We start from the raw sequence: 13238 nt of genomic DNA on the forward strand, positions 1-13238 counted from the left end.
CTCCTGCCATTTTCTTGTCGAGGTAAATGATGAAGACTCAACTGATCGCCGCCCTGCTCGTCGCCGTGTCCGCTGCCGTTGCCGCGCCGGCCTTCGCCAGTGAAGCCGTCGTGACGCGTGCGCAATTGCGCGCCGAACTCGTGCAGCTCGAACGGACCGGCTACCCGCTGAACCGCGCCAGCGACGCGACCTACCCGGACAACCTGCAGGCCGCGCTGACGCAGATCCATGCGGACGACGCGGTGGCCAACGCACCGTCGAACGCGGGCTACGGCGGCGACGCCGTCGCGTCGACGCAGTCGGGCCGACGCGCGGTCGTGCAGATGGCCGAGCGTTCGATCTATTTCGGTCGTTGAGCGCGATCCGCGATTCCGGACGAATCGCGCCGACATGCCGCACACGCCTGAACGCCCCGTTTCTTTCCATTGAATCTGTCGAGGTAAATGATGAAAACCCAAGTGATCGCTGCCCTTCTCGTTGCCGTATCCGCCGCCGTTGCCGTACCCGCCTTTGCCAATGAAGCCGTCGTGACGCGTGCGCAAGTGCGTGCCGAGCTCGCCCAGCTCCAGCAAGCCGGCTATGTGCCGGGCCGCGCGAACGATCCGCACTATCCGGACGACCTGCAGGCCGCGCTGACGCGTATCCATGCGAACGACACCGCCGCAGGCGATACGGCGACGTCCGGTTACGGCAACGACGCGGCAGCCGGCACGCAGTCGGGCAGCCGTCCTGCCATGTGGGTCGCCGAGCGCTCGATCTACTTCGGTCATTGAGCACCGCGCCGAAATCGACGACGTCATCCATCAAATAAAGCGCATGCGATATAAACGCATGCGCTTTTTGTTCGTCTGAGACCTGAATGGACGATCGCGTCTATGCTGTGCGACGAACGACCTTCAATCAGGGAGCAGGCAATGCGGCAAGCAACGACGGGGAACGAAGGAAGCGGAGCGCATCCGCTCGACAACGCCGTGTGGCATGCGCTCGCCGGCGAGCAGCAGCGTTTTGCGCTCGGCGACGAGCGCGCGCGGCGCTTTCCTCCCGAACTCGCGCCGTTTGCCGGCCTCGCCGAGCGCAGCCCCGCCGCTTTCGACGCGTTGCGCGCATTGATCGACGCGCACGGGCCCGCGGCACTGGTCACGCCTGACGAGATCCCGACGCCGGGCGGATGTTCCGTGGTCCGGCGCGCGGTGCTGCATCAGATGATCTGGCAGGGAACGCCTGACGATGCGCAGCCGCTGGAGCATGTCCGGCTGACCGACGGCGACGTACCGGCGATGCTCGAACTGATCGCGGCGACGGAGCCGGGTCCGTTCGGCCCGCGCACGATCGAATTCGGCGGCTATCTCGGTGTACGGAGAGAAGGACGGCTCGTGGCGATGGCCGGTCAGCGACTGACTGCCGGCGGCCATACGGAGATCAGCGCCGTGTGCGTGGATCCCGCCTTTCGCGGCCAGGGCCTCGCGGCCGGACTGATCCGCGCATTGATCGCGCGGATTCGTGCGCGGGCGGAAACGCCGTTTCTGCATGTGTTGTCGTCGAATCGCGTCGCAATCGAGCGCTATCTGGCGCTCGGTTTCACGATCCGTCGCGACATGCAATTGCTGGTGTTGGGGCGTGAGGATACCGGGACGGGCCAGCCCGAGCGTCAACCGTAAGCAACCGAGCGCAGCATTGCAAAAGTCGGTCCGGACGGCCGGAAAAGCATGGAAATCGTGGAGGAAGCCGGCTGCAATCGTATCGCCGGCTCGACATCGAGCCGGCGGCCAGGCTATTCGTGCTTTACTCGTCGATCGAATCGATCAGGTTGCCGCGCAGCGTGACGATCGCCTTCTGCATCTTCGCGAATTCGTCGGGTTTGAGCCCGGTGGCTTCGACGAGATTCATGTCGAGCCCCTTCTCGCGCACGCGGCGACCGCTTTTCGTCAGGCTCACGACCACCTGGCGCTCGTCCGACGGATCGCGGTGCCGTTCCAGATAGCCCATCGCCTCGAGCTTCTTCAGGATCGGCGTCAGCGTGTTCGATTCGAGGAACAGCTTTTCGCCGAGCTGCCCGACCGTCTGGTCGCCCTCCTCCCACAGCGCAATGATCGTGATGTATTGCGTGTACGTGAGGCCGAGCTCCTCGAGGATCGGCTTGTAGGCCTTGCCGAACGCGAGGTTCGTCGAGTAGATCGCAAAGCACAGGAACTCGGAAAGCTTCGGCGTGGCGGGCGATTGGGTTTCGGTCGGTTTCATGAGCATCCTCCATCGACACGGGAGCGTGTCGCAGATGAATGCATTATATATCGCGTGCGATCTTATCGGAAGCATGATTATCGTTTCCGATCGACGGCACGCGACGCGAGCGATGCCCGCTCACGCTCAGTCTCGATCGCCGTCGTTCCGGCCCCGGCGCTCGCCGTGCCGTTGCCGGCTGATCGACAGCAGCGAACACTGCACCGGATGCGCGATTTCGGTCGCGAGGCCGCCCGCGGCGAACAGCAGGATCGTCAGCCAGCGTTTCATGCATCCTCCACGACGGACAGGCTCGCGCCGTCGGCGACGGTCGCATCGAGCGCATACGGATCGACGCCTTCGAGGCAGCCGAGATTGACGCGCCAGCACGCGGGATCCTTGCGCGTCTGATGAAACGGGTAGACGCCGCACCGGCTGCAGAAAAAGTGACGGGCCGTGCGCGTGTTGAAACGGTAGGTCGTCAGCGCGTCCTCGCCTGCGACGATCTTCAGGTCGGCGGCGGGAAACATCGGGCTCATCAGCGCGCCGCGACGGCGGCAAAGGCTGCAGTTGCAGCGAACGGCCGGCGCAAGCGCGGTCCGGACCTGGAATTTCACGGCGCCGCAATGGCAGGATCCGTTGAACCATGTAGCAGACATGTCGTGCTCCTCGAGAGGTGATGTCTGCTTTATAACGAACCCGGGCGGACGCGTTGTATCGCTCTGTATCCGCGCGGTGCGCAGACACAGAGCATTGCAATTTTGTCGCGAACGGTGCGGATTTCAGCGCCTTCCGGCACGTCCGCCGCGCGCCGCGTGATCCGGCACTCAGTCCAGCGCGTGCTGCAGCCGCGCGATGGCCGCCCGCGTCTCGCGCTCGAGCGTCGCGAACAGTTCCGCCGCCGGCAGCGACCGCACGAGCGGCGCCGCCTGCCCTGCCCACTGCGCGCCGTAGCCGAACTCGCCCTTCGCCTTCGCGGCCGCATGCAGCGCCTTGCCGGCGTCGTACGCGATCGGATAGGCGGGCGTCGCCGGTGCGTGCGGATCGTCGCCGAGCGCGGTCAGCCGGTTCGCGATGCCGCGCGCGACACGGCCGGAGATCGCGGTCGTGAAGGTCGTGCGGTGCGCCGCGTCGCCGAGGATCGCGCGGCGATAACCGTCGTCGATCGACGTTTCCGGACACGCGACGAACGCCGTGCCGAGTTGCGCGGCCTGCGCACCGAGCGCGAGCGCCGCGGCGATGCCGTCGCCGTCCATGATGCCGCCGGCGGCGATCACCGGCAGCGCGCATTCGCGCACGAGCAGTCGCGTCAGCGCGAACGTGCCGAGCCGGTCGTCGTGCGCCGTCGAGTCGAATACGCCGCGATGCCCGCCCGCCTCGATGCCCTGCGCGACGATCGCATCGATGCCGGCCGCGGCGATCTGGCGGGCTTCGTCGGGATGCGTCGCGGACGCGAACAGCGTGATGCCGGCGCGCTTGAGCATCGCGATCGCCTCGTCGGACGGCAACCCGAAATGAAAGCTCACGACCGCCGGTTTTTCCTCGAGCAACATCGCGAGCATCGCATCGTCCGCGACGAAGCTCGTGTAGATCTCCGACAGCGCCGCCGGCGGCGTCGCGCCGTATTCGCGGAACACCGGCGCGAGCCACTCGAGCCACGCGCGTTCGACGGCGGCGTCGGCCCGCGCCGGCTGGTGGCAGAACAGGTTGATGTTGAACGGCCGGTCGGTGAGCGCGCGCGTGTCGCGGATCATCTTGCGCGCGCCGTCGGCGTTCGTCGCGCCGACGCCGAGCGAGCCGAGCCCGCCCGCGTTCGACACGGCAGCCGCCAGCGCGGGCGTGCTGACGCCGGCCATCGGCGCCTGGATGATCGGAGTGCGGACGCCGAGCGTGCGCAGCAGCGTCCGGTTGTCGGTCGGTCGATTCATGTCGTTGCCTCCTGCAACGTCCGGGATCGGAAGGCTCGGGCCGGCTGCCGGCCGAAGCGGCTTGGGTGGGTCCGGCGACGTCGCGGATGCGCGCTGCGTCGCGTGGACCCTGTCATGCGAATGCGAAAGCGGTGCCGGGTACGGCGGCTGACCAAACGACGACGCGGCCGTCGCGACGCGTGGTTGCGGCATCGCCTCCGCACGGCGTGCGAACCGGCCGTCCCGCAACTGCGCCCATGCTACGCCAGCGCGCCGCCCGCGGGTCAGCGCGCAGCGCTTCTACCGGCTGCGCACCCGATATGCGAGCGCCGCGCAGGCCGCCAGCAGCGCGGCCGTCACGAAGAACACCGAATGCAGGCCGAGCGTGACGCCGATCTGGCCGCCGATCACCGGGCCGATCACCTGCCCGCCGAACTGCGCGGACTGCAGGTAGCCGAGCATCTGGCCCGTCGCGCGCTCGTCGACCGACTGCCGGACCAGCTTGCCGATCGACGGCAGCAACCCGGCGAGCGTCATCCCCATCAGCACGCGCAGCGCGGCGAGCTGCCACCAGTGCGTGACGAACGCCTGCGGCAGCATCGCGAGCGCGGTCAGCAGCAGGCAGCCGACGATCACGTTCCAGCTGCCGATCCGGTCGGCGAGCGCGCCGAGCCGCGCGGCGGTCAGCATGCTGCCGAGTGCGGAGCCGGCCATCACGACGCCGGCGATGCGCGCCAGATGACTGCCGTCCACGCCGAGCCCGCCGATATAGACCGTGATGATCGGCTCGATCGACATGTTCGCGAGCAGCACCATCATCGCCGTCACGAGCAGCGCGGCGACCGCCACGCGATCGGTGCGCCGGGCCGGGTTCGCCGACGTTGCGCGCGCGTGCCGCGCGTGCGCGTCGGTGGCCGGATCGAAGTCCTCCTTCACGACGACGATCGTCAGCAGCGCGGCGACGGCGATCATCGCGCCACCCGCGAAAAACGTGCCGCGAATGCCGAACCAGCCCGGCAGCAGGCCGCCGACGAGCGGCCCGACGAGATTGCCCGCGAGCGCGCCGGTCGACAGGATGCCGAGCGCCCAGCCCGCGCGTTCGCGCGGCGCCTGGGTGCCGACCATCACGGTCGACGCGGACGCATAGCCGCCGACGAGCCCGGCGATCAGCCGCAGTGCCACGAGTTCCACCACGTTGTGCGCGACGCCGATCAGCGACATCACGACGGCCATCCCGAGCGCCGCGCGCACGAGCATCGGCTTGCGGCCGAAGCGATCCGCGAGGCGGCCCCACAGCGGTGCGGTGACGGCCGTGCCGAGGAACGTCGCGCCGAACGCGACGCCCGACCACTGGATCACGGCCGACTGCGCGTCGACGCCGAGCTGCCGCACGTACAGCGGCAGGAACGGCAGCAGCATGCTGAGACTCACGAGCGTCGTGAACGAACCGAACACGCACACGGCGAGATTGCGGCGCCAGTAGCGCGCATTGCGTTCGGCGTAGCCGGCGCTCGAGCGGCCGCCGTGTGCGGCGGCCGGTGGGTGGGCGGTCGTGCTCATCGCGCTCTCGCCGAGGAGATCATGTCGACCGCGAGCGCCAGCAACAGCGCGGCGGTGCCGACGCCGAACAGCGCTTCGTAACGGCCGCCGCTCGATGCGAACAGGTACGACAGACCGTAGGCGGCGACCGCCTGCATGATCGCGAAGCTGGTCGTCGCGCTGCGCCATGCGCGCTTCGCGACCGACGGATGATGCGCGAGCAGCTCGTTCACGCGGCCCAGCGCGAGCGGCACGATGCCGGGCGTGAACGCGCCGACGAGCAGGCTCGACACGATCAGCGCGGCCGGGCCCAGGCCGAGCAGCGGCAGCGCGACCGCGACGGCTTCGATCGCGAATGCGATCCGCAGTGCGCGGCCGAAGCCCGCACGGTCGGCCAGATGCCCGCACGCGAGCGGCCCGACGATCGCGCCGAGGCCGTACAGCACCCAGTACTGCGCGCCCGCGTCGACGCCCTTGCCGAGTCCGCGCGCGACGTAGTCGACGAGGAAGATCATGTGCGGGACGAGCCCGACCGCGTTGAGCCCGTATTCGACGTACAGCGCGCGCAGGCTGCCGGCCGGCAGGTTGCGCGCGTGCGCGGCATGCGCCGCGGCGGCGGCGGGCTGTGCGTCGTCGGCCGGCCAGCCGCGCCACGCGACGGCGGTCAGCAGCAGCGACACGATCGCGAGCCCGAGCCACGTGACGGTGAGCCCCTGCCGCAGCAGGATCGGCACGATCGTGCCCGATGCCGCGATGCCGAGCCCGATCCCGGTGAAGATGCCGCCGCTCGCGAAACCGCGCCGCGACGGCGGCACGTGCGTGAGGATCGCCGGCGCCGCGAGCACCATCAGCGCCCCGCCCGACAGGCCGGACGCGAAACGCCACACGAAGAACCACAGGAACGACACGGGCGCCGCGCACGCGACGAATGCGAGCGTCGCGAGCAGCATCATCGCGCGCAGCACGGTGGTCGAGCCGGCGCGGCGCGCGAGCGTGCCGGCAACCAGCGCACCGGCCAGATAGCCGCCGAGATTGGCCGCCCCGAGATACGCGGCGGTGGACGCGGGAAACCAGTGCGCACCGATGATCGCCGGCAAGAGCGGCGTGTACGCAAAGCGCGCCAGGCCGATGCCGATCAGGCTCGCACTGGCGCCGGATACCGTGCCGCGCCACACGTTGAACGCGGGGGCGTGCGGCCGGTCGAGAAGCGCTTGTTGCATGGAGACCTCCCATTCGCTGGGCGGATGCACGCGCATCCGCCGGTTGATGGAAGTCTAGATTGAACCGGGTATCGGGAGAATCCATGCAACACGGAAGCCATTCTTCCGTAACTCGATTCAATCTCCGTCGGTGATGGCCGCCAGCTGCGCGAAATGCTCGCGCAATCGCGGCGCGGCGAAATCGACGAACGTCCGCACCTTCGGCACCGACAGGCGTCCGTAAGGCGTGACCAGATGAATCGGCAGCGGCGCGTGCTCGCTGTCGCGCAGCACGATGCGCAGCGCGCCGTCCCGCACCGGCTCCGCGACGTGATACGAAAACAGCCGCGTGACGCCGTGGCCGGCGAGCGCCGACGCGAGCGCGCCTCGGATCGTGTTGACGATGAAGCGCGGCGCGAACTGGACCACCTGCGGCAGCGCCGACGGCGCGGACGGCGGAAAGCTCCACGAATCGAGCCCGAAGTGCGTCATCGAGATGATCCGGTGCCGGGCGAGATCGGCCGGCGCGGTAATCGGCGGATGGTTCGCAAGGTAGTCCGGCGACGCGACGACGACACGCCGCACCGCACCGACCGGCATCGCGACGAGCGTCGAATCGCTCAGGTGCGCGATGCGCAGCGCGACGTCGATGCCCTCGTCGATCAGGCTGACGGGACGGTCGAGCAGTTGCAGGCGAATCGACACGGCCGGATGGCGGTCGATGAATTCGTCGATGAGCGCACGCAGCACGTCTTCGCCCGCGGCGACCGGTGCGGTGATCGTCAGCAGGCCGCGCGGCGCCGAGCGTTCGTCGGCGATCAGCATGTCGGCTTCCTCGAGATCCGCGAGGATGCGGCGGCACGCTGCCGCGTAACGTTCACCGGCTTCGCTCAAGCGGATCGTCCGGGTGGTCCGGTACAGCAGCGCGGTGCCCGTGTGTTCCTCGAGAAATGCGAGCGCGCGGCTGACGGCCGCCGGCGAGCGGCCCAGGCGGCGGCTCGCGCCCGCGAGGCTGCCCTCGTCGAGCGTGGCGACGAACACCTTCATCGCATCGATTCGGTCCATGTCGTGTGCGGGGGCGCGTGGGGTCGTGTCGTGGGCGGGAAAAGCCAGCGAGCAGTCTACCGTACGCGTTGCGCAACGCGGGGGCAGCGCGGTCGTGCCGCTTCGTGAAATACTTCGGCCACGCGTCCTTGCGGAACTTCGAGATGACCGACTTGCCTGCCGTGCCCGCGTTGCGTTGCGTCGTCATGCGTTGCGCGTCGGCGTGCGTCGTCGCGTGGCTGGTCGCCGGGCCGGCGATGGCCGGCTCGTCGGCCGTGTCGCCGCCCGGGTTGCCGGCACCCGCAATCCGCACGCCGCAACGCATCCTGTTCGTCGGCGACAGCCTCACGCACGGCCGTTACACACCCGTGCGTTCGTACGGCGCGATGCATGCCGGCCGTCAGGCCGCAGGCGCGGCCGCGGCGCGGGTGATCGACGAGAACTTCGGGCAGACCGGCGCCCGCGCGGAACGCGAGCCGGGCCCGTGGGGCGGGATTCCGGGCATCTTCGCGCGGTTTGCCGTCGAAGCCGGGCTCGACTATGACGTCCATCTCGAAGCGATGTCGGCGACGAGTCTCGCCAAACACGACCGCGTTGCATCGGACGTGATCGACCGGCCTGTCTGGGACGCGGTCGTGCTGCAGGAGTTGAGCGCGAAGCCGCTGCCGTTCGTGCTCACGCATAGCCGTGCCAGCGATCCCGCCGCCTTCTGCGCGAGCGTCGCGAAGATCGCGCGCGGCATTCGCGCTGCTGCACCGCAAGCGCGCGTCTATCTGTACGAAACCTGGCCGGGCGCCGATCTCGCGAAAGCGCTGGCGGGCGAGCCGGGCAGCGCCGGCTTTCACGCGCGCTACGTCGAGCGTCTCGCCGACCTCGTCGCCGCGTATCGCGATGCATTCGAACGCGCCCGCCGCACCGATCCGTCGATCGTGGCCGTCGCGCCGGTCGGCCGCGCATGGCAGCGCGCGTGGATGGCGGGCATCGCCGATCCCGATCCGTATGCGCCGTCGGGTGCCCCGCTGCTGTGGTACGGCATGCGCGCGCACAACGACCCGCCGATCTCGCGGCTCGACTATCAGCATCCGGGCGTGACGGGCGCTTACCTCAGCGCGCTCGTGCTGTTCCAGCAGATCGCCGGCGTCGACGTGCGCACCCTGGGCGCGCGGGAGCAAGCAGCCGTCCAGCTCGGCATCGCGCCGGACCTGGCGGTGAAGCTGCAGGCGGTTGCGTCGGAGACGGTGCGGCATGAACGGGCCGACGTCGGGACCGGCACCGATGCCGGTGCGGCGGCGACGGACGAACGGTCCGATCCGTGCGCGTCGCCATGAACCGGATGGGCGGACGAGCGGCGGCGCTGCACATTCGGTGCGTCGCAGCGATCGATGAACGCTGACGAATGCAAGGTCCCGCGGCGTCGCTCCGCCTTTCCCTCGCGCGGCGCCGGCGGATTGACCGAGGATACCGAACCGTGCGGTACGCCATCACCATCACCGGCCGCCGAATCCGCGCAGCGCGGCCTATCGTTTTCCCTGCCCTGACCTTCCCGCCTCGGCTCGCCTTCCGTCCGACGCCCGCCCAGCGGGCGTTTCCCGGCCTTTCTGCGCGGGAAAGGATGCTTGAAGCATCCGCAATTATCGCGTCGCGCAAATTCGCCGACCATGTTTCGGACGATCGGCGCGATCCCGCGCATCCGGCCTTTCGCCGGCCTTGCGGGCACGTGCGCCGCGTCGCGCGACCGGGCCCGTGATGCCGGCCGCGAATAGCCGCGAACGGCCGGGCATCGCGCCACGGCAAATCGACAATCAGGAGACACGATGAACAGCCAATCCCTCGACCTTGGCGGCACCGCGGGCGGCCCCGCGTCCGCCGCATCGTCCGCGGCCCGGGCCGGCGCCGATGCGACGGCCCTGCCCGCCCGCGGCATCACGCTCGGCGAATTCATGGACGACTTGCCGGTCGGTGCGCTGCACCGGTTCGTCGTCTGGGTGATCGGCATCGGGCTGTTCTTCGACATGTACGAGATCTTCCTCGTCAGCACGATCGGCTCCGCGCTGCAGCACGAATACGGGCTCAGCCGGCAAAGCGCCGATTTCAAGCTGCTGCTCGCGTCGGCATTCATCGGAATGTTCGTTGGCGCGCTGTGTCTCGGCAGCCTCGCCGACCGCATCGGCCGGCGCAAGGCGTTCCTGATGACGCTCGTCTGGTACAGCGCGTTCTCGCTGATCGGCGCGTTCTCGGTGAACGCCGACATGCTCGTCGCATGCCGCTTTCTCACGGGCATCGGCGTCGGCGCGATCTACCCGGTCGCCGACAGCTTCCTGTCCGAAATCCTGCCGAAGGACAAGCGCGGACGGCTTGCCGCCTGGGCCTATACGACTTCGTACGTCGCCGTGCCGCTGGTCGGCTTCCTCGCGCTGTGGCTGAATCCGCTGCACGTCGCGGGCGTGGCCGGCTGGCGCATCATCCTCGCGATCGGCAGCCTCGGCGCCGTGTACGTGCTGCTGGTCCAGCACCGGCTGCCGGAAAGCCCGCGCTGGCTGCTCGCGCAGGGCCGCGCCGCGGATGCGCATGCCGCGGCGAAGCGCTTCGCGGATAGCGCGGGCGTGCGCGTGCCCGACCAGTTCGCGGCATCGGCCGAACCGCAGCGGCCGCTGCGCGTCAGCGAGCGCATCGCGCTGCTGCGCCGCCGGCCCTACGGCGCGCGCTACCTGATGCTCGCGGTATTCCACCTGTTCCAGGGCTTCGGCTATTACGGCTTCGGCACGCTCGCGAGCACGGTCGTCAAGAGCCGCGGGTTCGACGTCACCGACAGCACGCTGTTCATCGCACTGTCGTTCATCGGTTATCCGATCGGCTCGCTGCTGTCGATTCCGCTGCTGAACTGGATCGAGCGCCGCACGCTCGTGATCGTGTCGATCCTCTCGATCGCCGCGTTCGGGCTGTGCTTCGCGTATTCGGGCAATACGGCGCTGATCGTCTGTTTCGGGTTCCTGACGACCTGCGCGTCGAACGTGTTCAGCAACGCGTATCACGTGTATCAGGCGGAGATCTTCCCGGCGCGCGTGCGTTCGACCGCGATCGGCAGCACCTACTCGCTGTCGCGCATCGTCAGCGGCGCGCTGCCGTTCGTGCTGCTGCCGGTGCTGGCCCAACACGGCGCGGGAGCGATGTTCGGCGTGATCTCGGTCGCGCTCGGCATCGTCGCGGTCACGCTGCGCGTGCTCGGGCCGCTGACCACGCGGCGCAGCCAGGACGACATCAACCCGGTATGACGCGGTATGCGGCACGAGGCATGCGCATGGGTGCCCCGTGCGTCGCGCCTGGCGCGCGTTGAACGCAGGTCGCGCATTCCTCGCATTCAGCGCGTTCAGCGCGCCGACATGAAATCGAACAGCTTCGCGATGTCCGTGGTCAGCACGGTGCCGGCCTTCACGCCGACCCACAGCGTGCGCGTCGCCCACGCGTCGTCGAGCGTCACGACGCCGAGCCGCGCCGCGCGCTCGCCCGTCACCGCATCGCGCGGCAGCACGCCGATCCCGAGCCCGGCCTCGATCATTCGGCTCACGCCGTCGAAATTCGATACCTGGATGCGCAGCTTCAGCGAGCGCTCGGCCGCGAACGCGGCGTCGGTCATCCGCGCGAGCAGCGAACTGCCGTCGCTCAGGCCGACGTAGTCTTCATCGAGCGTCTCCGCGAAGCGGATGCTGTCGCGCGCGGCGAAGCGATGCCCGCGCGGCACGAGCAGCACGAGCTCGTCGCGCCGGTACAGCCGGCGTTCGATGCCGGGCGCCGGCACGTTGTCCGCGAACACGCCGAGATCGGCCTTGCCGGACCCGAGCGCATCGACGATCTCGTGACTCAGCCTTTCCTCGAGACTGACCTTGATGCCCGGGTTGTCGGTCAGGAACGCGGCGAGATCGGCCGGCAGGAACTGGACGATCGCCGACGTATTGGTCCACACGTGAATGTGGCCGCGCACGCCGGCGACGTAATCGCTCATCTCGTGCGCCATCCGGTTCACCTGCTCGATCACTTTCGCCGCATGTTCGAGCAGTGCGCGGCCCGCGGGCGTCAGCTCGACGCCGCGCGCATGCCGGACGAACAGCGCGCTGCCGGTCACGCTCTCGAGTTCGGCGATCCGCTTGCTGACCGCGGACAACGTGAGCTGACCGTGTTCGGCCGCCTTGGTCAGGCTGCCGTGCTCGGCGACGAGCGCGAACACGCGCAGCGACTGCAGATCGAAATGAAGCGGGTTCACCATGACGAAGATCCTGGGGTGTGCCATGCGGCGCGTGCGAACGGCGCCCGACCGGCTTGATGCCGATCATACGCCCGGCCATGCACGCGGCGAAATCGCGCGAAACGACGCAGGACGGCGCGCTCAGCGCGGCGCGATCGCCTGCAGTGCGGCGAGCATCGCGCTGTCCGGTCGCGCGAGATCGTCGAGTACCGTGAAGTGCTGCATGCCCGGCAGCCACGCGCGCGCAACCGGTTCGCCGGCCGCCTCGCATGCGTGCGCGTATTCATGTGCATGGCGCACGAGCTCCGGCAACTCGGCCGCGCCGACCGCGACGACGGTCGGCGCACCGGGGCCGACATGACGCAGCGGGCTGTAGGCGGCGATTTCCTGCGCGGTGAGTCGAAGCTTCTCGCCGAGCACGCACAGCGAGATCGGCTCGAGATCGACGAGCGGGCTGATCGCAAGCGCCGACACGACCGCCGGATGCGCGCGATACACGGCGCTCAGGTGACCGCCTGCCGAGTGGCCGCTCAGGTGGATCGGCCGGCCGCCGGTGCCGATGCGATCGGGATCGGCCGCGAGATGGTCGAGCAGCGCGCCGATCTCGCCGACGATGTCGGTCATCGATGCAGCCGGTGCGAGCGTGTATTCGGCGAGCACGACATCGAACCCGCGTGCGAGGGGCCCGGCGGCCGCGTACGCGAAATCTTCCTTCGCGCAGTGCTGCCAGTAGCCGCCGTGAATGAACACGAACAGCGGCGCGCCGGGCCGGCCGCAGCGCAGCCAGTCGAAGCGCTGCGCGGGGCGCGACCCGTAACGCAGGTCGCGCTGCGCGGGCGTCGCGGCGTAAAGCGCGGCACTGCGCGCCTGGCAGGACGCGAGTACCGCGGGGAAGTCGGGAATGGCCTTCGTGTTCAGGTAAGCGGCGTCGAGCGCCGCGCGGTCCATGCCGCGATAGAGGATCGTCATTCGGAATGTGCGTGGGTCGGATTGCGGATCCGCGGGACGCGCGTCGCGCCCGCTGCGAAGGCGGCGGACGGACCGGCGCCGATGCACGCCATTATCCGCAGTACAACGCGGCGCGCCTATCCG

Annotated in this window: 14 protein-coding genes; 5 read left to right on the forward strand and 9 right to left on the reverse strand. The window is 69.1% G+C overall.

Going from position 1 to position 13238, the window contains the following annotated elements; all coding sequences use genetic code 11:
• The first annotated feature begins 29 nt into the window (after positions 1-29).
• From U4012_RS14855 to U4012_RS14865, 3 genes are all read left to right on the forward strand, one after another.
• Entirely contained in the window at positions 30-356 is a 327-nt protein-coding gene (locus U4012_RS14855; protein WP_321799800.1) for a DUF4148 domain-containing protein, read from the forward strand.
• Between the two features lie 90 nt (positions 357-446).
• On the forward strand, positions 447-773 hold the full coding sequence (locus U4012_RS14860; protein WP_321799801.1) for a DUF4148 domain-containing protein: 327 nt from the start codon (positions 447-449) through the stop codon (positions 771-773).
• Positions 774-914: 141 nt separating this feature from the next.
• The gene (locus tag U4012_RS14865; protein ID WP_321799523.1) at positions 915-1658 is read left to right on the forward strand and encodes a GNAT family N-acetyltransferase; all 744 of its coding nucleotides are present in this window, start codon (positions 915-917) and stop codon (positions 1656-1658) included.
• A gap of 124 nt (positions 1659-1782) precedes the next feature.
• Here U4012_RS14865 and U4012_RS14870 read toward each other — a convergent pair whose 3' ends face one another.
• The 7 genes from U4012_RS14870 to U4012_RS14900 all read right to left on the reverse strand — a co-directional run bounded on the left by U4012_RS14870 (position 1783) and on the right by U4012_RS14900 (position 7927).
• Entirely contained in the window at positions 1783-2238 is a 456-nt protein-coding gene (locus tag U4012_RS14870; RefSeq protein ID WP_044843621.1) for a MarR family winged helix-turn-helix transcriptional regulator, read from the reverse strand.
• Between the two features lie 126 nt (positions 2239-2364).
• Positions 2365-2508 carry a hypothetical protein gene (locus U4012_RS14875; protein ID WP_321799526.1) on the reverse strand — a complete coding sequence of 48 codons (144 nt, stop codon included), beginning with the start codon at positions 2506-2508 and terminating at the stop codon, positions 2365-2367.
• A complete protein-coding gene (locus U4012_RS14880) occupies positions 2505-2876 on the reverse strand; it encodes a GFA family protein (RefSeq protein ID WP_044843515.1) in 372 nt (123 codons plus the stop codon). Before U4012_RS14880 ends, U4012_RS14875 begins: the two co-directional genes overlap by 4 nt.
• Positions 2877-3044: 168 nt before the next feature.
• On the reverse strand, positions 3045-4145 hold the full coding sequence (locus tag U4012_RS14885; RefSeq protein WP_124570515.1) for an NAD(P)H-dependent flavin oxidoreductase: 1101 nt from the start codon (positions 4143-4145) through the stop codon (positions 3045-3047).
• Between the two features lie 279 nt (positions 4146-4424).
• The gene (locus tag U4012_RS14890; RefSeq protein WP_321799530.1) at positions 4425-5684 is read right to left on the reverse strand and encodes an MFS transporter; all 1260 of its coding nucleotides are present in this window, start codon (positions 5682-5684) and stop codon (positions 4425-4427) included.
• Positions 5681-6883 (reverse strand): YbfB/YjiJ family MFS transporter, encoded by a 1203-nt coding sequence (locus tag U4012_RS14895; protein WP_321799532.1) that lies wholly within the window; start codon positions 6881-6883, stop codon positions 5681-5683. Before U4012_RS14895 ends, U4012_RS14890 begins: the two co-directional genes overlap by 4 nt.
• 117 nt (positions 6884-7000) lie before the next feature.
• The gene (locus U4012_RS14900) at positions 7001-7927 is read right to left on the reverse strand and encodes a LysR family transcriptional regulator (RefSeq protein ID WP_044843518.1); all 927 of its coding nucleotides are present in this window, start codon (positions 7925-7927) and stop codon (positions 7001-7003) included.
• 143 nt (positions 7928-8070) lie between these two features.
• Between U4012_RS14900 and U4012_RS14905 the strand changes: the two genes are divergently transcribed.
• Positions 8071-9234: a hypothetical protein gene (locus tag U4012_RS14905; RefSeq protein ID WP_321799535.1), complete on the forward strand. Its 1164-nt coding sequence runs from the start codon at positions 8071-8073 to the stop codon at positions 9232-9234.
• Between the two features lie 486 nt (positions 9235-9720).
• Positions 9721-11178, forward strand: a complete 1458-nt coding sequence (locus tag U4012_RS14910; protein ID WP_321799537.1) for an MFS transporter — start codon at positions 9721-9723, stop codon at positions 11176-11178.
• 95 nt (positions 11179-11273) lie between these two features.
• On the opposite strand, the gene U4012_RS14915 is transcribed toward U4012_RS14910, so the two are convergent.
• Complete coding sequence (locus U4012_RS14915; RefSeq protein WP_044843520.1) at positions 11274-12167, reverse strand: LysR family transcriptional regulator; 894 nt, start codon at positions 12165-12167, stop codon at positions 11274-11276.
• A 120-nt stretch (positions 12168-12287) separates the two neighbouring features.
• Positions 12288-13115: an alpha/beta hydrolase gene (locus U4012_RS14920; protein ID WP_257773225.1), complete on the reverse strand. Its 828-nt coding sequence runs from the start codon at positions 13113-13115 to the stop codon at positions 12288-12290.
• Positions 13116-13238 lie beyond the last annotated feature (123 nt).

Origin of the sequence: Burkholderia sp. BCC1988 (assembly GCF_905339895.1) — a bacterium.
Lineage (GTDB): Bacteria > Pseudomonadota > Gammaproteobacteria > Burkholderiales > Burkholderiaceae > Burkholderia.

What these genes read in the sequence shown, in the direction of transcription:
- U4012_RS14855 (WP_321799800.1), top strand. Translation starts at nt 30, where the DNA reads ATGAAGACTCAACTGATCGCCGCCCTGCTCGTCGCCGTGTCCGCTGCC.
- U4012_RS14860 (WP_321799801.1), top strand. Translation starts at nt 447, where the DNA reads ATGAAAACCCAAGTGATCGCTGCCCTTCTCGTTGCCGTATCCGCCGCC.
- U4012_RS14865 (WP_321799523.1), top strand. Translation starts at nt 915, where the DNA reads ATGCGGCAAGCAACGACGGGGAACGAAGGAAGCGGAGCGCATCCGCTC.
- U4012_RS14870 (WP_044843621.1), bottom strand. Translation starts at nt 2,238, where the DNA reads ATGAAACCGACCGAAACCCAATCGCCCGCCACGCCGAAGCTTTCCGAG.
- U4012_RS14875 (WP_321799526.1), bottom strand. Translation starts at nt 2,508, where the DNA reads ATGAAACGCTGGCTGACGATCCTGCTGTTCGCCGCGGGCGGCCTCGCG.
- U4012_RS14880 (WP_044843515.1), bottom strand. Translation starts at nt 2,876, where the DNA reads ATGTCTGCTACATGGTTCAACGGATCCTGCCATTGCGGCGCCGTGAAA.
- U4012_RS14885 (WP_124570515.1), bottom strand. Translation starts at nt 4,145, where the DNA reads ATGAATCGACCGACCGACAACCGGACGCTGCTGCGCACGCTCGGCGTC.
- U4012_RS14890 (WP_321799530.1), bottom strand. Translation starts at nt 5,684, where the DNA reads ATGAGCACGACCGCCCACCCACCGGCCGCCGCACACGGCGGCCGCTCG.
- U4012_RS14895 (WP_321799532.1), bottom strand. Translation starts at nt 6,883, where the DNA reads ATGCAACAAGCGCTTCTCGACCGGCCGCACGCCCCCGCGTTCAACGTG.
- U4012_RS14900 (WP_044843518.1), bottom strand. Translation starts at nt 7,927, where the DNA reads ATGGACCGAATCGATGCGATGAAGGTGTTCGTCGCCACGCTCGACGAG.
- U4012_RS14905 (WP_321799535.1), top strand. Translation starts at nt 8,071, where the DNA reads ATGACCGACTTGCCTGCCGTGCCCGCGTTGCGTTGCGTCGTCATGCGT.
- U4012_RS14910 (WP_321799537.1), top strand. Translation starts at nt 9,721, where the DNA reads ATGAACAGCCAATCCCTCGACCTTGGCGGCACCGCGGGCGGCCCCGCG.
- U4012_RS14915 (WP_044843520.1), bottom strand. Translation starts at nt 12,167, where the DNA reads ATGGTGAACCCGCTTCATTTCGATCTGCAGTCGCTGCGCGTGTTCGCG.
- U4012_RS14920 (WP_257773225.1), bottom strand. Translation starts at nt 13,115, where the DNA reads ATGACGATCCTCTATCGCGGCATGGACCGCGCGGCGCTCGACGCCGCT.